Origin of the sequence: Paramicrobacterium agarici (assembly GCF_002563955.1) — a bacterium.
GTDB classification, from domain to species: Bacteria; Actinomycetota; Actinomycetes; order Actinomycetales; family Microbacteriaceae; genus Paramicrobacterium; species Paramicrobacterium agarici.
This window is the reverse complement of the sequence record NZ_PDJE01000001.1, coordinates 1263880-1284081: the sequence shown is the minus strand read 5'-3', so window position 1 is coordinate 1284081 and position 20202 is coordinate 1263880. Positions and strand designations below refer to the sequence as shown.

The following is a 20202-nucleotide window of genomic DNA, read 5'->3' as shown; positions in this document are numbered from 1 at the left end:
CGTTTTGCAATACACGATTGTATCGAATACATTCGTGTATTGGATACATTCCTGTATCGATCTTCTGGAGAACCGTGTCTTCCTTCCTCTACTCCCTCGGCCGTGCCATGCACCGCACCCGCAAAACGGTGATCGGCCTCTGGATCCTCCTACTGGCGATGCTCGGAGCTGGAGCCCTGCTGTTCAGCCAAGACATGGACAACAGCATCTCGATTCCCGGCACCGAATCGCAGCAGGCACTCGACTCGCTCAGCGCCACCTTCCCTCAGGTCAGCGGCTCGAGCGCGCAGATCATCGTCGTTGCACCAGAGGGCGAGACGGTGACGGATGCTGACATCCAAGAACCCGTCGAGGCCGCCGTCGACACCCTCTCTGACATCGACCATGTCGATTCAGCAACCTCTCCCTTCGACGACACAGTCTCGGGCAGCATCAACGATGACGAGGATGCTGCGCTGATTCAGGTACAGCTCGACGGAAGCACGTTCGAGATTCCGGAGTCCACAAAGACGGCCTTACAGGACGCAGTCGCTGATCTGAAGACCGAGCTCCCCGACGGCGCTCAGGCATCCCTCGGCGGTGAGCTGTTCAGCCAAGAGATGCCAACGATCAGCATCGTCGAAGGACTCGGCTTGATCGTTGCACTCGTCGTGCTCATTCTCACGTTCGGCTCGTTCCTCGCGGCCGGAATGCCACTGATCACCGCCATCGTCGCCGTCGGAGCATCCATGTCGCTCATTCTCGGCGCGACGGCGTTCACGTCGATTACGTCTACGACGCCAATGCTCGCGCTCATGCTCGGTCTCGCGGTCGGAATCGACTACGCCCTCTTCATTATCTCGCGCCACCGCGATCAGCTGCGCGATGGACTCGACGTCAGGGAGTCCATCGCTCGCTCTGTCGCCACAGCAGGATCAGCCGTCGTCTTCGCCGGTCTCACGGTGATCATCGCTCTGCTCGGGCTCGGCGTCGCGGGCATTCCGTTCCTCACGGTCATGGGCGTGGCCGCAGCTCTCGGCGTCGGCATCGCCGTGATCGTCTCGCTGACGCTGCTGCCAGCGCTGCTCGCCGTCTCGGGCGAGCGCCTGCGACCGAAGCAGAAGAAGCGTACTCTCGACGACGGCACAGCGACGGCTCGCCCCAACCGGTTCTTCCTCGGCTGGGTGCGCGCGGTCACGAAGCGGCCCCTTGTCACGATCATCGGCGTCGTCGCGGTGCTCGGCGCCGCCTCGGTTCCGGCACTCGGGCTCAAGCTCGCTCTGCCCGATGCCGGTGGCCTGCCCGAAGACAACTCCGCTCGGCAGACCTACGATCTGGTGTCTGAGCACTTCGGCGAAGGCTACAACGGCATGCTCATCGTCACCGGTCCCATCATCACGAGCACCGACCCACTTGGCCTCATGGAAGACCTTGGCGACGAGATCGCCGAGCTCGACGGCGTCGAGTCCGTTCCGCTCGCCACGCCCAATGAGACCGCCGACACGGGCATCGTGCAGGTTGTTCCCGAGCACGGCCCCGATTCTGACGAGACGAAAGCACTCGTGCACGAGATCCGTTCGATGCACGACTACTTCCTCGACGAGTACGACGTCGATCTCGCCGTCACCGGATTCACAGCCGTCGGCATCGATGTCTCGGCAAAGCTCGGTCAAGCGCTCCTGCCATTCGGCCTGCTCGTCGTCGGGCTCTCACTCGTGCTGCTCACCATGGTGTTCCGCTCGATCGCCGTGCCGATCAAGGCAACGCTCGGATACCTGCTGTCCGTTGGAGCGTCGTTCGGCGCCGTGACGCTCGTCTTCGGTGACGGCGTCTTCGCGGAGGCGCTCGGCGTCGCGCGAACGGGCCCCGTGATCAGCTTCCTCCCGATCATTCTCATGGGCGTGCTGTTCGGGCTCGCCATGGACTACGAGGTGTTCCTCGTCTCGCGCATTCGCGAAGACTACGTGCACGGCAAGAGCGCGCGCCGCGCCATCGAAACCGGCTTCACGTCGTCGGCGAAGGTCGTGACGGCGGCCGGCGTGATCATGATCGCAGTGTTCGCCGCCTTCGTTCCCAGCGAAGACGTCAATATCAAACCGATCGCGCTCGGGCTCGCCGTCGGCGTGTTCGTCGATGCGTTCATCGTGCGCATGACGCTCGTGCCTGCCGTGCTCGCGCTGCTCGGCGACAAAGCGTGGTGGATGCCGAAATGGCTCGACCGTGTACTGCCGTCGTTTGACGTCGAAGGCGAGGGGCTTGCCCGCGAACTCGAGCTCGCCGAGTGGCCTGCTCCGGACGCCCGACTCGCCGTTGCCGCAGACGACTTGTCGCTCCGCGTCAAGGGCGAAGAGATCCTGGCTCCGACGCACGTGCGCATCGCTCCTGGAACGGTGCACGCCGTGCGAGGAGACAGTGCACGCGCCGTCACTGCGCTGCTTCTCGCGATCACCGGCCATCTGCCCAACGCGACGGGCATTCTCAAGGTCAATGGACTCGTACTCCCCTCCCGCGCATCGGCGGTACGCCGCTCGGCCGGCTACATCTCGCTCGCCTCGTCCGGCCAGCCGATCACAGACGTCAGGGCCGCGCTCGCAGAGAAGCCGCGTCTGCTCGCCATCGACGGCATGGACCACGTCACGGAGCCCGCGCAACGCGAACGCTTGATCGCGACACTCTCGAAGGCGCACTCCGCTCACAATGCGCCGACCATCGTGCTGGGCTGCGGCGCAGCATCCGACCTCGATATCGCCGACGACGAAACGCGCGTCGACGACCTCAACTCACGCTCACTCGTTTCGGAGGCATCCGCATGAGCAACCCCTTTGCATCCATCGAACGCACCGACAGCACCAAGCGCATGCGGCCGCTCACTCTCGTCGGGCTGCTGCTCGTGCCCTTCATGATCGCCGGACTGCTCGTGTGGGCTCTGTGGAACCCGACCGACCGCCTGGACTCAGTGAAAGCTGCGATCGTCAACAACGACGAGCCGGTCGAGGTCAACGGTCAGACCGTGCCCCTCGGGCGGCAACTCGGGGCAGGTCTCGTGGGCAGCGACGATGAGGAGACCAACTATTCGTGGGAGGTGACCGATTCTGACGGCGCGAGCGAGGGCCTGAAGGACGGCACGTATGCGGCAGTGGTCACGATCCCCGAGAACTTCTCGGCGGCGGCGACGTCGACCGCGGGCGATGCCGATGAGGCCGAGCAGGCAGTGATCGACGTCACGACAAGCGAGAAGTCACGGCTCATCGATGACGCGATCAGCCAGGCGGTCACGACGACGGCGGCCAATGTGCTCGGCACGAATCTGACGACGAACTATCTCGACAATGTGTTTCTCGGGTTCAACACCCTGCATGATCAGCTCGGGGATGCTGCCGACGGTGCAGGCGAGCTCGCGAACGGCACGTCAGAGCTCTCCGACGGAATGAGCCAGGCGGCCGACGGGGCGGGTGAGCTCGCTGAGAACTCCGACGATCTCGTGACGGGTGCGCAGGGTCTCGCGGACGGTGCCTCGGGAATCGCCGATGGCGCGAGCGATCTGTCCTCCGGTGCGAGCGATCTCTCTGACGGCGCCGCGCAGTCCGCAGAAGGCGCCGCCGGTATTGCGGGCGGTGCGAGCAAGCTTGGCGCCGGTCTGCAAGGGCTCGTCGATGGGCTCAACGAACTGAAGAATCAGACGGCTGGCCTCCCTGCGCAAGCGAAGAAGCTCTCCGACGGGGTGAACAGCCTTACGGGCAGTCTGACTGAGGACATGGCGCCGTTGGCGGAGCGATGCTCAGCTGGAGAAGACGACGCTTGCCAGGGCCTCGCTCAGGCCGTCACTGCAACCACAACAGCAGATAAAGATGGAACCGGGACAGCAGACGTAACTGAACTGGGGGCAGGAGTTAAACAGTTCAGCGAAGGCATGCAGCCCCTTGCGGATGGCATCGCCCAGGCAGCATCCGGTGTCGCTGGGGTCCAGACTGCCGCAAACGGTCTTTCCTCTGGAGCAACCAGTCTCTCCGAAGGACTCACAGCACTCTCGGGCGGCGCATCGCAACTCGCCGGCGGCGCTGGACAGCTGGGCTCCGGTGCGGAACAGCTGTCGGCGGGTGCCACGCAGTACGCCGCAGGAATCGAAAAGTACACGGGCGGCGTCGTCTCGCTGAGCGAGGCAATGACCAAGCTCGGAGAAGGCACGGCGAAGCTCGATGACGGCGCGAGTTCGCTCGCGGACGGCCTGGACCAGGCTGTCGAGCAGATTCCCAACTACAGCGAGTCAGAGCGCAGCTCGCTCTCTGAAGTCGTCGCCGACCCCGTCTCGACCGATGAGGACGACAGCGCAGCCTTCTCGTTCGGGGCCAGCGGCATTCCGCTTTACGCCGTCATCGCCCTATGGATCGGCGCACTCGCAACGTTCTTCTTGATGCGAGCCACACCGCGCGGCGCACTCGGGTCCACGCGTTCGGCGTTCATGCTGATGCTTCGCTCAGCGCTGCCCGGTCTCGTACTCGGTGTCGTGCAGGGCGTTCTCGTCTCGATCATCGTGAGCATCGCACAGGGGCTCACCTTCGCTGAGGGCCTTGGCTTCGCCGGAATCGCAGCGCTCATCGGAGCATCGTTCGCTGCCGTCAATCAAGCGCTTGTCGCCGCGCTCGGCGGCGCCGGGCGGTTCATCTCGATGATCGTCGGAATCCTCGCCCTCGCAACGGGCGTGATCTCGACCGTGCCAGGCGTGCTCGATCAAGCATTCGGGATGCTGCCGGTCAGCCCCGCGCGAGATGCATTGAGCGCCGTGCTCCTCGGCACACCAGGCGTCGGCGGAGCAATTGTCGCTCTCGCGGTATGGCTCGTCGGATCCCTCGCCGTAACGACGCTCTGCGTCGCCCTGCGACGAACGGTCTCCGCCCGAAAGCTGGCAGCCGCGCCCGCGTACTAGGATCGCTGCCGTTCGTTCTCGTTGCGATCGGGGCAGCCTACGTGGGATCAGTGAGGCCCAGCGCTGCTGCGTTACTCCTTCGGCAGAATGGTGCTCACCGCGGCCTGCGATCGAGCACTTGCTCGCGGAGGATGTCGGCGTGCCCGGTGTGCTGAGCAAGTTCGCGTAGCATCTGGAGGTGAATGGCCCAGACCGCGCGTGGCTTATCTCCGTGCACGGACGCGTCGAAGGTCAATTCTGCGATCCGCTCGCGCGATTCTTGGCAGCGCCGCTCGTAAGCCTGCTGGACTGATGCGATCGTGTCAGCCTTCGTCACCGTGAACGACCGGTCCGGCGTGCTCGCGATTCCGATGTCCGCGAACGAGCGGTTCGTGAGAGCACGATTGAAGTAGAAGCCCTCTAGATAGGTCGCGTGCTTGACCAGTCCCAGAAGTGTCGTCTTCGACGGCACGAGGCGTGTCTTCGCCTCATCTTCCGTTAGCCCATCAAGAGAGGACTGCAACGCTGCGCGATAATGATCGATCAGTTCCGTGACACGGCTCCGCATCGCATCGACGATCTCCTCGCTTGAACCGCTCACCGAGTCTTCGGCATTCGTGCCGCGCTCTCGGAGTGCATCTTCTTGCATCGCTGGCGCCTCCTTGTCTGCGCGCGGCGCACGACGCGCGCGGTGCTGAGTTCAGCGTGTCGGAGTGCGGCATCGCACGCAAGGTCTCTTGCACTTTCAGCAAAGCGGACGCACTCCGGGCGAGGCATTGCACCATCAATGCCGCTGCCAGGCAAAGGCGAAGGGCCCGAACTCCGGTTCAGTACCGGGGTCCAGGCCCTTGTAGTCCGGATTTGGCGGTCTGAGCCGCCGATCCTGATTAGATCAGATGCCCGTGGCGTCGAAGTCCGACACGCTGCTGGACTTCTGTCGAAGCGACGTGCCCATCTCGTTGATGCCGTTGATCGCCTGGTCGATACCGGAGTTCAGCTCGCGGTAGCCCTCACCGAAGCGCTCCGACGCGACCTCGGTAACGAAGCCCTCACCGAGAAGGTCCTCGACCTTACCCAGAAGCGTGGTCAGCTCGGTGCGGAGGTTCTCCGCGCCGGTGTCAAGCGCTCCGGCCGTAGCCTCAACCTGTTCGTGACTAAAGTGAAAAGCCATTCTGGCAACCCCTTCTCGTAATTTTCAACGTCTACACGTTAGTTAACCGTCATCGCAGAACGTTGCCAATGGGGAGGAGTCCCCACCTGCCGCTAGTTGAGCGACCTCGCGATCTCGCGCATCATCGACACCGCGGCATCCGTCGAGATGTGCCCACTCTCGCACAGACGCCTCACGCCGTCGGTGGTACGCCGACGCAGGTCGACTTCGTCGAGATCATCCCGTTTTCGCAGAATCTTCGCAATATGCTCACTCAACGCCGCGTCGAACTCTCGCCCTTGCGGGGTGTCTCCGTGCAGAGCCTGGACCATCGTTTGACGTTTCCGCGTCCAGAAGAAGAGAGCGATGTAACCGACCGCGGTGACGGCTGCGCAGACGACTCCGATGGTTGCTCCGGGTACAACCCAGTAGCCGTAGTTCGAAATATGCATGCTGATCATGACAGTGCCGAGCGCAAACAAGACCCCGTAGACGATAAACAGCGGTGGTGAGTACGGGAGCGATCGAGGCGAGCTTCGCTTCTCGATCAATACAGAGGCGACCAGCGACGCGACGCCGAGGAGCCCGATAATCACGGTTGGCACTCCGATTTCAAGGAAGTAGTCGTCGAAATCGGTCACGGAATTCGGCAGGAACAAGACGCCCACCGTCACGGTGAGCAGGATGATCACCGTAACCACAGCGATTTTCTTCGGCTTGTTCGCATCCTTGCGAACAATCGATATCCGACGATCGAGATCAGACTGAAGTACGTTGGCGATCTTCTTCTCAGATCGCCCTGCTGCGGATGCACGAAGCGCCGTGAGACGTTGCGCCGGCGATGACCAGGCCGGCAGCGCCTGCGCCCGCGTGAGCGAGATTCGATCATCTCCCGAGGGGGGAGTGACGTTCTCGAGCCCCGGAACCTGCCGAAGGACTTCCTGCCAGTTCGAACGCGCGTCGGTCATAGGCTCCTTCTAATCGACGTTCAGACTACCAGCCAACGCCACAGCATCGTCCAAAATCACACCGATCATATGAGCATGCATATCGACGATGTCGACGATCACGAGCATGTTGTCTTCCACTCGCGCGAGTCGCAGACTCCCCGCGACGAGCGCCTCTTCACCGTCGATGTGAACCGGGATCGTATGAGCCACGCTGATTATGCGCTTACCTTTGACGGACTCGTGCTCGACGACCTGTGGGAACGAGTAGCTGGCAGCGTCGCCGGTGAGCAGCTCTGCAACCGGGGTCACTCCGTCGTACTCCATGATGTAGCTATGGGCCACAGTTTCAGTACCGAACTCACGAGGGAAATACCAGAACTTGCGCGAGGCTACGTCGTGATGAATGTCAGTGATAACGCGCGCCGCCTTCTCAGTACGTTCGCGCAGTTCAGCTTCACCCGGTAGCCCGTCGGCCGCCTGGAAAGAAGCAGCCTTGGCCCACTGCTCCGCAGATTGGAACGGACCCGCCGGAAATTGAAGAGGAACTTCGATCCATGCCTCGGGGTCGAAGTCGACGTCTGACGTGGGATGAGACGTCATGATGTCTTCACCCAGTTGAAGGTTCCCGCGATGGCATCGAAAAGATCACTGACGATTCCAATGAGTTCGCTCTTCTCCTCCCCCGGAGGCACGATTAACGTCGCGCTGAGCATCAGTGGCGCTCGACCGGTTGACTTCGGTGCCTCAAAGAGGTGGTGAACGGTCAGCGCTCCAACTCCCACGTCGCCTTCGGGAAACGTCGACTGTCGTTCCTCCCAGCGCCAGACGGCGAGCCCGTTCATCGTGCTTTCCTCGAACTCGTGTCGCTTCGTCAAGCGATTTCGAAAGTCGTCGAGCTGATGCGCACCGCCGATCGGTGCCGGCAGAACCACAATGGATGCTGGAAGAAGAGCCCCATCGATTGCCTTGACCGGCAGGTAGATTGACGATGCGCGCCGCTTCTTCATGTCCATGAACAACCGGTGCGTCAGCGCCCGGTAGTACATGTAGTCTTTGGCCTGCCCCCGAGGCTGAAATACCTTCTTCAGACTGTCGACGAATGCTTTCTCTGCCTCATCGTCGACCGAAAACCGTTTCCACCCCGGTGGGAAGAGGAGCGAATAGGTGACAGACGGCCGAGTCGCCTCGGGTGGCGCACCTGTCAACTCCGATTTCAGATCCATACCGACCCCAACCCCGCTGAGCGGCTCATGTTAGTAGCTGGCATTGGCCTCGTTGTATGGGGGATTCGTGATGAATGGTGACACCACGTTGTCCCTGGTGCCTGTGTAAAGCCCGTTCAACGACGAAGAGTTGTTGATCACGTCCATGTACGACTGCGGATGAGTCAGCCCATATACGTTGTGGGTCAGGTTATTCATCGGCGTTGCCGGTACCGGAGTCCGAGGCGTCATCAAGCCGAACTCGTTGCGCACGGGGATGCTTCTCGGGCCGGCCGTTGCATTGCGCCACATGCCGCTCAGTTCCTGAACTGTTTGCCTGCCAGATCCTCTACCCGCAGCACGTAGGCCACCGAGGACGTCGTCGCCGTACCTCACGGAATTCACAAGCCCTCGACCACCACGCCCGACGACCCGCGCGACCCCGCCGCCGAACGGAATCAAGCCGACGGCGCCGACAATGACGTCCCCCCACGAGCCTTCTCCCTGGCTCAGGGCGTATATGTCTCGACTCAGCTGAACCACGGCGACAACCGTCGTGACAACCAGGATGACACCAGCGATCGGCCCTGAAACGAACAGCGCGACGACAGCGAGGACGAAGCAGATCTTGTTCAAGATCTTCATCAGATCGGCGAACCAGCCATCGTTGTTATCTGCCTCAGTGATGGCCGATTCGATCCCGTTGACCGCTTCGTCGTAGCCTTCTTCCCACGTCACATAGTGGGCATCGAACTCCGCCCACAGTCCCTCAAGCGTTGACCGCGCAATGCTGAGGGCTGACTCAGCGTCTTCGAGGTCGCTCTGCGCCGCTGCCTTTTCGGCGTCAGTAGCCTCCTCTTCCCAGATCCACGTCCTGTTGTTGTCAGAGACGACTCCCTGGGCATCGTCGTGGGTCTCAATCGCCGTTGAGACGCTGGTCTGTGCCGTCGCGATCTCTTCGACGAGCGGGTCGATGTTGCGTGTCGCCGCGCGCAGGACCTCGGCGTAGGCGACGAGAGACTTGCCCGTGCCCGTGTAGCGCGTTGCCGCTTTACTGAGGTCACCGTGAATCTTGCTTGCCGCTTCACGCACCTTGTCGACGGCTTCACTGATCTGTTGGGTTCCCTCACCGATCATCTTCAGTGACGTAGCCGTGTCATCCATCGTCTCGCCGACAGTTTTGAGGTAGTCACCGCGCCGGTCGATGTCATCGGCACTTCCATCGAGAACCATGAGGTGGTGGCCCTGAGGAGAATAGGTACCGAGGTAATCCATGAGGTGTATCCACTTCCTTGATTAAGAATCAGACGGGTGTGTTGTCTCTGCCGCCTTGCGAAAGAGCCTCGTGCTCGCTGGTTTCTAGTTGGCTAGCCAGGTTCGCGTCATAGTCGTCGTAGGCAGTAATGATGTCGTGCAGATGCTCTCGCAGCTTTCCCAGCCCGTCGGAGAGCTCGGCACGGTTGTCGTTCCAGTCCTTCTCAAAATCTTCGACCTTGTTCTTCAGGTCGTGATTGTCGAACGGCACCCCCACCGATGCAGCAACGTCCTCGTTGCGGTCGGCGACCGCGGCGAATTCGTCGACCGCAGTTTTCAGCCCGGACTGGACGTCCCTGAGATCCTGCATGTTCAGCCAAATCTTCCCAGGCATTACTGCATCACCCTTCCGCCAGCTTGTGGTCGAATTCGCCGGACTTCTCGGCAATCGTGCGCAGACCGGAGGCCATGTCGGCAAGACCGCCTAATGCTTGAACGAGACCAGACGACAGCTGCCTGTAGCCATCTCCGAACCGTTCAGACGCGACCTCCGTGACAAATCCCACGCCGAGGAGCTCTTCGACCTCGCGCAGCAGATCGTCGACTGTTGTCACCATCGACTCGCCCCCGTCTTCGAGCACCTTGGCGGTGGCGTCCATGTCGCCGAAGTCCATGTGAAAGACTCGCAAGCCCACAACGCTCCCCTTTCGCTCATCAGCCAACTGTCTATACGCTAACGAAGTTCATGTTTCGTAGCGATGGGGACTACTCCCCGAAACGCTCCCCGTCACGGTGAGACAAGCGGCACCTGCACACGCAGAACTTGCCCGTTCTGCACCATGAACCCGCGGCCCTCGGGCGACTCATGACGGGCCACGCGCGGGAACGGCGTCTTGAAGATCGTGTCACCGTCATGCGTATCCGGTTTCAGGATGATCCCGGCGCGCCCCGCTTTCATCTCCCCGACCAGACCAATCCCCGATGACAGATTGGCGACGTCTGCCTCTGTGATGAGGATATGATCGCTGCGGTTGACCTTCTTCGCGAGTTCTGCGAGTGGTTTGTCTGCCGCTGATCCGCTGAACTGCGTGACGTTCTCCACGACGATCACCAGCTTGTCCGCAATGTCTTCGTCGCTGACGATCTCCGAGAGTTCCTTCACGAGCTCGACGACGTCGTCCACGCGAACAGCGCTCCGCGTCCACGCCATATCGTCGGCGAGCTTCGCACGACGACCCGCAATATGGAAGAGCTTTGCGCTGGGATCCCACGCCGTGATCGTGCGGGAGAGCGCTCGCAGAGTATTTGTCTTTCCGCTCCGCGGCGGTCCGCCGATCAGGAACGTTCCAATCGGCTCGAACCCGCACGGATCGAGCGTCTCCTCCGAGATGCCCACGACCGGCAGATCGTTCGCTGCCTCTGGCATGTCTTCGATCGCCGCTTCCTTCGGCAGTGCGCCAATTTCGGGAGCAACACTCACGCCCCTGGCGACCAGCTCCGCAGCAAGCGCTTCGGTCGCGCGCGTCTGTTCTGAGACGTTCGCGGTTCCGCCAATCACGGCAAGCTGCGTCTCGTAGCCGTCGATGACGGCACGACCCGGAGGCGAGCTCTCGTCGAGCACGTCCTTCGGGGCACCGAGAAGCTGGTACGACGCCGGATCGGGCAGACGCAGAATTGTACGGCGCTGAATCGCCGCTGTGACGGCGCTCGGAACGCTTCCGCTGCGGTCAGCCGTCAGCACGACGTGCATGCCGAGCGGCCGTCCTTCACCGAGCAGCCGGATGAAGGCGTTATAGAGGGGTGCGCGCGCCAGCGTGGTCTCGTATTCGGAACGGAAGGCGCCGAAGCCGTCCAGCAGCAGCAGAATCCGAGGCTCGTCGGGAACTCCGGCGAGCTCTCGGTACTCGGCGATGCTGCCGGCGTTAACGTTTGAGAACTCTTCTGATCGCCGGTTGAGCTCGCCACGCAGAGTCTTCAGAAGGCGTGAGACACGCTCGTAGTCATCGCCGGGAACGACGGACCCGACGTGCGGCAACGCCTCGATCGAGCGCAGTGCTCCGGTTCCGAAGTCCATGCCGTACACGTGGACCGGGCCGCCCTTGTCGCCGAGAACGCAACTGATGGCCAGCGTGCGCAGCAACGCCGTCTTTCCTGTACCGCCGGTTCCGTAGACCGCCATGTGGCCGTCACGGTCCGGATAGAAGTAGCTCGGTTCCTGCGCCTGGTTTTCAGGCTTGTCACTGACGCCCATCACGATGGCATCGTCAGAGCGATGCGGAAGCTTCGTGAGGTCATACGTATCGGGCAGATCGTCGAGCCACGGCCGCCGAGGCTCCGGTATCTGCGCATCTTTCGCTGCTGCGACGAACGAGGCGACCATGCGCGCCTGATCGTTCGGACCGAGATCTTCCTCTTCTTCGTGCACGTCGTTTTCGACATCGGATTCCCACGGAATGAGGCTTCCGAAGTGGAACTCGGCGACATCGACGGCGCTCTGCTCTGGCTCGTCGGTCGTCCAGCCGCCGGCATACCCGGACTGAAATGGAATGAGCCGCCCCGGACCCGTCTTGGCGATGCCTCGACCGGGGATCGTGGGGTCGAATGTGCCCGCGATCGGGTCGCCCACCACGTCTTTGGAATCGCTTTCGTCTGCCATGCGCAAGGCCACACGCAGGTTCGTATTGGCCCGGAGGTTGTCTTTGATGACACCGGCCGGACGCTGAGTAGCCATGATCAGATGGATGCCGAGGGAGCGGCCACGCTGTGCGATGTCGACGACTCCGTCCACGAATTCGGGGACTTCCCCCGCCAGTGCGGCGAACTCGTCGATCACCAGCACGAGGGCGGGCGGGCACTCGGGATCGCCGCGCTTCTCAAGCTCAAGAAGATCTTTCGCCTTCTTGCGATTCAGCACGTGCTCGCGGTAGTGCAGCTCCGCGCGCAGGCTCGTCAGCGCTCGGCGCACCAGGTGCGGGCTGAGGTCCGTCACCAATCCGACGCAGTGCGGCAGGTTGACGCACTCGGCGAACGCGGAGCCGCCCTTGTAGTCAACGAAGAGGAAGGTGACGCGGTCAGGACTGTACTCGGCGGCCATTCCGAGCACCCACGCCTGCAGAAACTCTGACTTACCCGACCCCGTCGTTCCGCCCACGAGAGCGTGAGGGCCCTGGACACGCAGATCAAGGTGCATGGCGTCTGGAGACCCCTGCCCGATGAGCGCTCGCAGTGTCCCGGCGCGCTTGCGTCGCACCGGTGCGCCGCCGCTGCGGTCGATGATTGACGCGTTCTGGCTCCAGCGCTCAAGCGCCGCCTTCGGGTCGTCGGCGAGTTCTGTGCCCGTCAGGCTCAGCAGAGAGACGCTTCGCGGAAGATCGCTGGAGTCGGCGATCACGGCGCCCGCATCGACGACCGGGGCGAGACGCCGGGCCAGCATCGTGGCGTAGTGCTGCGATACCCCTTCGACATCGACATCGTCGACGGTGATTCCCTGACGGACGAAGCTCACCTGTGCGTGGTCGAGGCCGCCCGAGACATCGACGACCGTTCGGCACGCTGCGGGCAGCGCCTCAATGGTCGGTGCCATCCAGACCGCGTAGATCCTCGCGTCGGCCGCCCGCTCGATCAACTGGACAAGCCGAGCCCGGTCGACGTCGACATCATTATCGATGTAGATGATGAGGACGGGCGTTTCCGGCTCGAAGTCCGAGGTGAGATTGTCGTCCCCTACGCGGGTTCCACGGTGCGCGGCGGACGCCTCATCACTGTGAGCCCCACGCGCGTTATCGTCGTTCCGCATCTTGGCCAGCCGCGCCGCGACGAGGCCCTCCAGGGCATTGAGCAGCTCGGTGCCCGTCGCCGGGTTGTCGGCGAGTGGAAAATCGCCGAGCGGGTTGTGCGGGGATGTCGTATGCGGCATCCATTTGAGCCATTCGAACTCGCTCGCTATTCCCGTGCTCGTCAACGCTGCGAACGTGACTTCTGAAGGCGAGTGCAACCCAGCGAACTGCACGCCGAGAGCGCGTACCGTGTCGCAGACGGCTCCTGTCTCTCCGCACACGCCAAGCGCGCCCGCAACGTGAGGATTCTCGACGACCGGAACGTGGGCGATCTTCTCGTACCGCGCGTTCAGCGCGTCCAAGCGCACCCGGTAATCTTCGATGCCGCCGACTTTCTCGAGTTCACCGATCGTGAGACGACGAGGCATCTCCCCGATACCGAGGCGCACGTCAAGGAAGTTCCAGTGCTCGGGTCTGCGCGTCCAGAGCATGGGGCCGAGCTGCTGGGCCTCATCGAAGATCTCGGCGACTGATGGGCTCTCGCGCAAGCGCGTCTGACGCTCCTCTGGCTCTTCCGCGATGAAATGGTCTTCGAGCGCCTCAAGCTGCAGCTCAAAGTTGAAGATCTCCTTCTTCTGCTTCTTTGACGTGCGGGAACTCTGCATCAAGAAGTTCCCGATCATCATCATCGGTGCCATGGCAATGAACCCGAGGCTCAAAGGGTTGCGCGTCATCGCGTACATGAACCCGCCCATCAGCACGGGGGCGATCATCATGATCCACGGGAACGGGCGCTCTTCCTTCTCAGACGGCACCTCGGGGGGAGGCATCTCCGTGCCCACATAGCGCAGTTCGACGCGCGGGGAACGGTTGTACGCGAGGAATCCGCCTCGCTCGATGATGGTTCGCTCGCCCGCAGCCGAATCATTGAGAGGCGTCACGGAGATGACGGTGTCACCCAGCGTGGCGCGACGCCCTTCCATCATGCGCAGGCGGGGCACAACTCCGCCATCGACAAGAATCCCGTTCGCCGAGTTGAGGTCGACGATCTCGATTCCGGCCGGGGAGATCTCGATGCGCGCGTGCTTCTTCGACACCATCGGGTCGTTGAGCGTGACCGTGGCGCTGGAGTCGCGGCCGATGGTTCCGCTGCCCTCGGGGAGCATGACGCTTCGACCGGCATCTGGCCCATTCAGAATCGTGAGAACAGCTGCCGCCGTCTCGTCGCTTCTCGTGGCGGCGTCGACGATCGACACGTCGAACCCGGAGCCGAGCGCCGCCTCGCCGATGGGACTGTCGGGATCGAGAACGACGTGCTGCCTGCCGTCGGGCGATGCCACCGAGAGCGTGACGTCGTCTGTCGCCCAGGGCGCGAGCGAGAGATGCGGGTCGTCGTGCAAGAACGTGCGGGCGACATCGCCCACCGTCGCCGTGGAATCCGCCGTAACGACGACGTCTGACGTTCCTCCGCTCTCGTGCCGAAGTACGACTTTGAGCTTCACTGTCGTGCCCCCTTCGTCATGACGCGGAATTCGCAGTCGCCGCACCGTACAACGGAGCCGCCGAGCATCACGGGAGCGAAGGGCTCGACTTTCTGCTCACTACCGTCGGGAAGAACGATGACAGTGCCGTTCGCCGACCCACGATCTTCGATCCAGACACCTCGAGGTTCGGTGCCGAGAAGCGCGTGCGTCTTCGACATCGAGTGCGAAGGATCGTTGACGGGAACGAGGTTCACGTTCTCCCCTTCTCGGGCCTGAGGGTTGCGCCCCAGCAGGGCGGGAACGGACGTGATGTCGGCAGAGACTCCTGCGCCCTCGACGACGTAACTCGCCTGCGCGGCAGGAGCCGGCGCTTGCGGCTCTCGAGCCGTCGGCGCCTGCCGCTCGTGGGGCGCGGACACCTGCGACCGCTGTGGTTCCTGCGGCTGTGGAGCTCCGCCGGACGAGGGGGACGTCTGCGGTGCGTCGCCAGCCCAGTCTTCGCGGCGCTCACCCGGAGGAAGAATGGGGTTCTCGCCCACGACGCCTAGTCGAGAACGCGCGCTCGGGGCGAAGTGGGCGTCGGGCGAACCGTGTGTCGCGAGCGACGGCAGGTCGGTCTCGACGATCCTCTCGGGCCGAGCGATCCGTCGTTCGGCCCGACGCAGCGCCTTGAGGTCCAGCGGGTTGAGCCCGAGGCGAACGTCAATGACGCGGCTCTTCGACACGCGATCAAGCCAACCGATGCCCCGTTCGCTCCACAACGACGAGCAGAGAATCACCGCCGGACCGATCAGCGGTAGAACGACGTTGGACGCTTGAAGAATGACGGTGCGCAGCACGATGCGCCAAAAGCCGGGCTTGCGCATCAACACGACGCTCACAGAACGAATGCCGGCGAGCGCCTTGCCGATCGTCAGCCCCTTCAGACCGTGCAGAGCGACCTCGACGATGATGAAGATCCAGCCCAAGAGCAGGCCGCTGAGCATGATGATGAGCAGCAGCAGAAAATTCGGCTGCTTAGTGAAGACGTCGAGGCCGGGGCGGGCCCAGTTCGCTCCCGCGATCAGGAACCATGCTGCGATCAGGCCGGGCGAGGCGACGATCAGGTAGCAGACGATATCGACGAAGTACGCCAGGGAGCGTCGCCCCCACGAGGCGGTGATGACGCCGAGTTCGTCGGCTATGAGCAGCGCTTCGGCACGCGCTTCACGATCATGGGCGCGCTGTGCCGCCTTCTCCGCAGCTGGGTCCCTCATCGTCTGCGTCGTCTGCGCTCGCTGCTCGGCCTCTCGCCGAGCACGACGACCATCCGCAACCGTCACTCATTCCTCCCCGGCACCGCACTCGGGCTCAGCATGCGGTGCCCGCAGACAGCCTAACGGCGCTGCGCGCGCGAGGCGCGGTGGAGGAGTACCCATGTGCCGGTCAGAGCGTGAAAGTCGTGCCCGTGAAGCGCTCAGCCTCGGCCCAGACCGCCGCGGCGACGTCGCGATTGGTCGTGATGCTCGCGGGCACGCTGAGCACCGCGTCGCCCTTCAGCATCCATTTCGGACCATAGAACGCAATGCCTCGTGGTGGTGACGGATCAGACGCCGCGCGAATGATCGGCAGCGCGCCGCGGTGTTTTCCCTGCGTGAACGGCGCTTGCAGGTTGTCGCGAAAGCGCTTCGCCCGGCTCGGTTCGTTCACGGTGGGAACTCGAGGAGTCCGCCCCGAGATCGAGTATCCCGGGTGCGCCACAAGTGAGCGCACAAGAGCACCGGATGCTGCAAGCCGACGATCGAGCTCGAAGCCGAACGACTGCAGCAGCACCTTCGATTGCGCGTATGCACGCGGGCCGAGGTAACCCGTCTGCAGCTGAAGGTCGTGGAGTTTCGGGGCGATGAGGAGCGTTGCGAGGCTGCCCAGCGTGACGACGCGCGACCCTGGCGTTCTCTCGAGAACAGGCAGCAGCGCCGCTGTGAGCGCGAAGTGCCCGAAGAAGTTGGTCGCGGCGACGAGTTCAAGGCCGTCGACCGTCTGCTCACGGCGGGCGGGAACATGCACGATTCCCGCGTTCTCGATCAGCACGTCGATTCTCTCGAGCTGTCTCAACTGGTCGGCGGCTCTCGTCACCGAGCTGAGGTCGGCTGTGTCGAGCTCGACGAACTCGAGTTCGGCCGCGGGAACTCGTGCGCGGATCATGGCAGCGGCAGCATCCGCTCGGTCTCTGTTTCGGCAGGCCATGACCACGTGGTCACCGGAATCGGCCAGGGCGAGCGTCGTCCAGAAGCCGAGACCCGCGTTTGCACCCGTCACGACGACGGTTCGACGGGCGCCTGGCCGGTGCACGGGAGTCACTCTCCTCGAGCGATGCGCTCGTGATGGTGAATGACCTCTGACACCACAAACGTGAACCACTTCTCGGCGAACTCCGGATCAAGCTCCGACTCGGCAGCGAGCTCCCGCAGACGGGCGATCTGCCGTGCCTCGCGAGACGGATCGGACGGCGGCAGCCCGTGTGTCGCCTTGAGTGAGCCGACCTCCTGCGTGCACTTGAAACGCTCCGCCAGCAAGTGCACGAGCGCCGCGTCGATATTGTCGATGCTCTTGCGAAGTCGGTTCAGTTCGGCTGTGGCGTCGGAGTCGGACATGCCCCAAGCCTAGCTGTCACACGCGCTCTGGCTGCGCCAGCACTCGCGTCATGACGGCGCGCGTTGCGACAAGTGCCGCTACGACCAGGGCGAACCCGCCGACGAAGCAGAGCACGATCACAAGCAGTGAGACCGGCGCGAGGATCATCGAGATGCCGATGAGCGGGAACACCATCACTCCGCCGAGAAGCGCGGAAAGCAGCGCGACGAATGTGAGCGGCGCCATGACCTGGCGCGAGCGCGTGCGCTCCATGACCGAGCGCGGCATGCCCACGCGATCGAGGTTGACCCACGTCTCTCGCCGGTCGAGAATCTCCGCCGCCTGATTGACCCCAACCGAGCACGCGACCATGAGAAACGACGCGATCAGGGTGATGAGGATGCCGGTGCGGATATCCATGAGCAGCGTCACGTCTTCGGGGCGCGCCCCCGACGACGCGACGTTGGCCAGCGCCGTTCCCGAGCCGCCGACCACGGCGACGAAGCTTGTCATGGCGACGCCCGAAACCTGCCGCCACGCAGCCTTGGGGTTATCGAGGATGCCGCGGGCGGCGATGAGCTTCTGGGCGGACGTGGCCGAGCGCAGCTGCACCTTCGCGAAGACGCTGAGCGCCCACGGTCCGATCAGATTGATGACGGCGACGCCTGCGGCGAACGCTCCGCCGAGCACGATGACGATGAGTGCCCACGAGCCGAGCACGCCGAGGTTCTGCAGAACGGTGAACGCGACGACGACAGCGGCGAGACCGACGAGCACGCGCACCCAGTGCACGGATTGCGGCTGCTGCCTCGTGCGCACGCCGAGCGGCGAGATCGTGACCTGCCGCAGACCGATCACGCTGCTGAGCGCGGCGACAAGTGCGACGCCGGCGACGACAGCGAGAATCACGGGAGCTCCCACCCAGATCGCCGCAGCGCCGATGGGGCCTGGGCCGAACGGGATCAGACCGACGAGCGGCATGGTCATGACGTAGAGCGCAACGCCCGCGAGTGCTCCGACCACGGCGACGGCCGTCGACTCGAGAACGGTCATGCGCTGCACGCTCCACGGAGTCGCGCCGAGCAGTCGCAGCGTCGCGAGGCGGTCGTCACGACGCCGCGCCGAGAGGCGGGCGGCAGCGCCGCCGAGCGAGATGAGCGGCACAACAAGCAGCGCGAGGGCGAGAACGCTGAGCATCTGGTAGAGACCAGCGGCCTCGTTGCGCCAGCTCCAGAACATGAGAGTGCCGCCCGTGACGATCAGCAGAAGGGCCGTTGTGACGGCGAAGGCGATGGCAGGAAGCACGAGCGCCGCGGCGCTTTGAGCACCGGGTCGCGAGAGCATCCACGTGAGCCTGACAATGGGCATGCGCCGTCGTGCCGACGCGGCGGCCGGGCGCTGTGGGGCGAGTGCCGTGCTCATCGCTGCTGCTCCCACCCCGCGCCGAGAAACTGCGCACCGGCAGGATGCTGCGCGCGAGCAGCATCCGCTTCGAGTAGGCCGTCTCTCATGCGGATGGTGCGCGAGCACCGTGCGGCGACGGTCTCGTCGTGCGTAACGACGACGAGCGTGTGGCCCTGACTGACCGTGGAATCGAGAAGAGCCGACATGACCTCTTCACCCGTGCTGGAATCGAGCGCTCCGGTCGGTTCGTCGGCGAAGATCACCGTGGCTCCGGTCACTTGAGCGCGGGCGATCGCGACGCGCTGCGCCTGACCACCGGAGACCTCGCCGATGCGGCGGGCTTCGAGTCCTGCGAGCCCGAGCGCGTGCAACCAGTGCAGCGCGCGCCCTTCAGCCTCGCGACGCGGGTATCCCGCGATCATGAGCGGGAGCGCGACGTTCTCGACGACCGTCAGCTCGGGCAGAAGAAGTCCCTGCTGAAAGACGAAGCCGAACGATTCGCGGCGAAGACGCGAGCGCTCCTTCTCTGACATCTCGTTGACCCGCAGCGGTCCCGCGATGGACTGAAACGTGACGCTGCCTGCGTCGGGCGTGATGATGCCGGCGAGCACGTGAAGCAGAGTCGTCTTGCCTGAGCCCGATGCACCCATGATGGCGACGGACTCCCCCGGCGCGACGGCGAGGCTCACTCCGGCGAGCGCCTGCGTCGGGCCGTAGCTCTTCATGACGGCCTGCGCGGCGAGCACCGGCGGGGTGTGCGTGGGGGCGACGTTGTGAAGTGTCATGTCTCCATGCTCGTCACTCGGGAGAACGAAGACATCGCGCCGGAGAGTGAACCTCGTCATCCTCCAGTCGCATTCACGTCACGTCTCGAGGGTGACCTTTCGCGTCTCACGCTCGAGTCGGAGTTCGAGGCTCTCGCGAATCTCAGGCCACTCCTCCGCGAGGATCGAGTACACCGCCGTGTCGCGCCACGTTCCGTCGGCGCGGAGTCTGTGGTGCCTGAGCACGCCTTCGAACGTCGCCCCGAGCTTCGTGATCGCCGCGCGCGACCGCGCGTTGACAGCATCCGTCTGGATCTTCACGCGTTCGAAACCGCAGCCGAACGCCAGCGACATCAGCAGCAGCTTGCACTCGGGATTGACGGCGGTGCCCCACACGTCGGGCCGGTACGCCGTCCAGCCGATGTGCGCCCCGCGATGCGCGACGTCGAGGTCGCCGAGCGACGTCGTCCCGACGACGCGACCGGCAGCCGGACCGTCGACAAGACGTACGACAAACGGGATGCCGCTGGCGAAGGGGTAGTGCTCGGTCAGCGTCTCCGCGAACTCTGCAGCATCCCGCGGCATACCGGCTGCGCCGCCCCCGTACCCGAACTCGTAGACCTCGGGGCGCACGATCGCCGCGTAGAGGTCACTCGCGTCGGCGGCCGTGAGCGGATCAAGCCGCACAACGTGCCCAGTCAGCGCGCGGGGCTCGGGCACGAC

The 20202-nt window shown here is 63.7% G+C and carries 17 protein-coding genes; 2 read left to right on the top strand and 15 right to left on the bottom strand.

The features are described from left to right. The first annotated feature begins 74 nt into the window (after positions 1-74). Both ATJ78_RS06330 and ATJ78_RS06325 read left to right on the top strand, forming a co-directional pair. Entirely contained in the window at positions 75-2792 is a 2718-nt protein-coding gene (locus ATJ78_RS06330; RefSeq protein ID WP_098406825.1) for an MMPL family transporter, read from the top strand. Further along, entirely contained in the window at positions 2789-4903 is a 2115-nt protein-coding gene (locus ATJ78_RS06325; protein ID WP_098406824.1) for a YhgE/Pip domain-containing protein, read from the top strand. The genes ATJ78_RS06330 and ATJ78_RS06325 overlap by 4 nt, the downstream gene beginning before the upstream one ends. Before the next feature lie 94 nt (positions 4904-4997). Here ATJ78_RS06325 and ATJ78_RS06320 read toward each other — a convergent pair whose 3' ends face one another. The 15 genes from ATJ78_RS06320 to ATJ78_RS06250 form a co-directional block, all read right to left on the bottom strand. Beyond that, the gene (locus ATJ78_RS06320; RefSeq protein WP_245836227.1) at positions 4998-5531 is read right to left on the bottom strand and encodes a mycothiol transferase; all 534 of its coding nucleotides are present in this window, start codon (positions 5529-5531) and stop codon (positions 4998-5000) included. A 243-nt stretch (positions 5532-5774) separates the two neighbouring features. Then, complete coding sequence (locus tag ATJ78_RS06315) at positions 5775-6053, bottom strand: WXG100 family type VII secretion target (RefSeq protein ID WP_098406823.1); 279 nt, start codon at positions 6051-6053, stop codon at positions 5775-5777. Between the two features lie 92 nt (positions 6054-6145). Further along, positions 6146-7000, bottom strand: a complete 855-nt coding sequence (locus ATJ78_RS06310; protein WP_098406822.1) for a hypothetical protein — start codon at positions 6998-7000, stop codon at positions 6146-6148. Between the two features lie 9 nt (positions 7001-7009). After that, complete coding sequence (locus ATJ78_RS06305; protein WP_098406821.1) at positions 7010-7582, bottom strand: hypothetical protein; 573 nt, start codon at positions 7580-7582, stop codon at positions 7010-7012. Next, a complete protein-coding gene (locus ATJ78_RS06300; protein WP_098406820.1) occupies positions 7579-8205 on the bottom strand; it encodes a hypothetical protein in 627 nt (208 codons plus the stop codon). Before ATJ78_RS06300 ends, ATJ78_RS06305 begins: the two co-directional genes overlap by 4 nt. A 30-nt stretch (positions 8206-8235) precedes the next feature. Further along, positions 8236-9459: a hypothetical protein gene (locus ATJ78_RS06295; RefSeq protein WP_098406819.1), complete on the bottom strand. Its 1224-nt coding sequence runs from the start codon at positions 9457-9459 to the stop codon at positions 8236-8238. A gap of 28 nt (positions 9460-9487) precedes the next feature. Then, positions 9488-9832 carry a hypothetical protein gene (locus ATJ78_RS06290; RefSeq protein WP_098406818.1) on the bottom strand — a complete coding sequence of 115 codons (345 nt, stop codon included), beginning with the start codon at positions 9830-9832 and terminating at the stop codon, positions 9488-9490. A gap of 7 nt (positions 9833-9839) precedes the next feature. Next, positions 9840-10160, bottom strand: a complete 321-nt coding sequence (locus tag ATJ78_RS06285; RefSeq protein ID WP_143741380.1) for a WXG100 family type VII secretion target — start codon at positions 10158-10160, stop codon at positions 9840-9842. Between the two features lie 65 nt (positions 10161-10225). Then, positions 10226-14716 carry a type VII secretion EssC family protein gene (locus ATJ78_RS06280; protein WP_098406816.1) on the bottom strand — a complete coding sequence of 1497 codons (4491 nt, stop codon included), beginning with the start codon at positions 14714-14716 and terminating at the stop codon, positions 10226-10228. Then, on the bottom strand, positions 14713-16020 hold the full coding sequence (locus ATJ78_RS06275; RefSeq protein ID WP_098406815.1) for an RDD family protein: 1308 nt from the start codon (positions 16018-16020) through the stop codon (positions 14713-14715). Before ATJ78_RS06275 ends, ATJ78_RS06280 begins: the two co-directional genes overlap by 4 nt. A 103-nt stretch (positions 16021-16123) precedes the next feature. Next, complete coding sequence (locus tag ATJ78_RS06270; RefSeq protein ID WP_211288440.1) at positions 16124-17029, bottom strand: SDR family NAD(P)-dependent oxidoreductase; 906 nt, start codon at positions 17027-17029, stop codon at positions 16124-16126. Between the two features lie 5 nt (positions 17030-17034). Beyond that, positions 17035-17331, bottom strand: coding sequence for a chorismate mutase (locus ATJ78_RS06265; protein ID WP_098406813.1), 297 nt, complete (start codon positions 17329-17331; stop codon positions 17035-17037). 16 nt (positions 17332-17347) lie between these two features. After that, positions 17348-18733, bottom strand: a complete 1386-nt coding sequence (locus ATJ78_RS06260; protein ID WP_245836226.1) for an FtsX-like permease family protein — start codon at positions 18731-18733, stop codon at positions 17348-17350. Continuing rightward, positions 18730-19500: an ABC transporter ATP-binding protein gene (locus tag ATJ78_RS06255; protein ID WP_098409241.1), complete on the bottom strand. Its 771-nt coding sequence runs from the start codon at positions 19498-19500 to the stop codon at positions 18730-18732. Before ATJ78_RS06255 ends, ATJ78_RS06260 begins: the two co-directional genes overlap by 4 nt. Before the next feature lie 78 nt (positions 19501-19578). Continuing rightward, positions 19579-20199, bottom strand: a complete 621-nt coding sequence (locus ATJ78_RS06250; protein WP_342744781.1) for a GNAT family N-acetyltransferase — start codon at positions 20197-20199, stop codon at positions 19579-19581. Between the last annotated feature and the right edge of the window lie 3 nt (positions 20200-20202).

Coding starts and splice junctions, on each gene's coding strand:
- ATJ78_RS06325 (WP_098406824.1), top strand. CDS start 2,789: ATGAGCAACCCCTTTGCATCCATCGAACGCACCGACAGCACCAAGCGC.
- ATJ78_RS06320 (WP_245836227.1), bottom strand. CDS start 5,531: ATGCAAGAAGATGCACTCCGAGAGCGCGGCACGAATGCCGAAGACTCG.
- ATJ78_RS06315 (WP_098406823.1), bottom strand. CDS start 6,053: ATGGCTTTTCACTTTAGTCACGAACAGGTTGAGGCTACGGCCGGAGCG.
- ATJ78_RS06310 (WP_098406822.1), bottom strand. CDS start 7,000: ATGACCGACGCGCGTTCGAACTGGCAGGAAGTCCTTCGGCAGGTTCCG.
- ATJ78_RS06305 (WP_098406821.1), bottom strand. CDS start 7,582: ATGACGTCTCATCCCACGTCAGACGTCGACTTCGACCCCGAGGCATGG.
- ATJ78_RS06300 (WP_098406820.1), bottom strand. CDS start 8,205: ATGGATCTGAAATCGGAGTTGACAGGTGCGCCACCCGAGGCGACTCGG.
- ATJ78_RS06295 (WP_098406819.1), bottom strand. CDS start 9,459: ATGGATTACCTCGGTACCTATTCTCCTCAGGGCCACCACCTCATGGTT.
- ATJ78_RS06290 (WP_098406818.1), bottom strand. CDS start 9,832: ATGCCTGGGAAGATTTGGCTGAACATGCAGGATCTCAGGGACGTCCAG.
- ATJ78_RS06265 (WP_098406813.1), bottom strand. CDS start 17,331: ATGTCCGACTCCGACGCCACAGCCGAACTGAACCGACTTCGCAAGAGC.
- ATJ78_RS06260 (WP_245836226.1), bottom strand. CDS start 18,733: ATGAGCACGGCACTCGCCCCACAGCGCCCGGCCGCCGCGTCGGCACGA.
- ATJ78_RS06255 (WP_098409241.1), bottom strand. CDS start 19,500: ATGACACTTCACAACGTCGCCCCCACGCACACCCCGCCGGTGCTCGCC.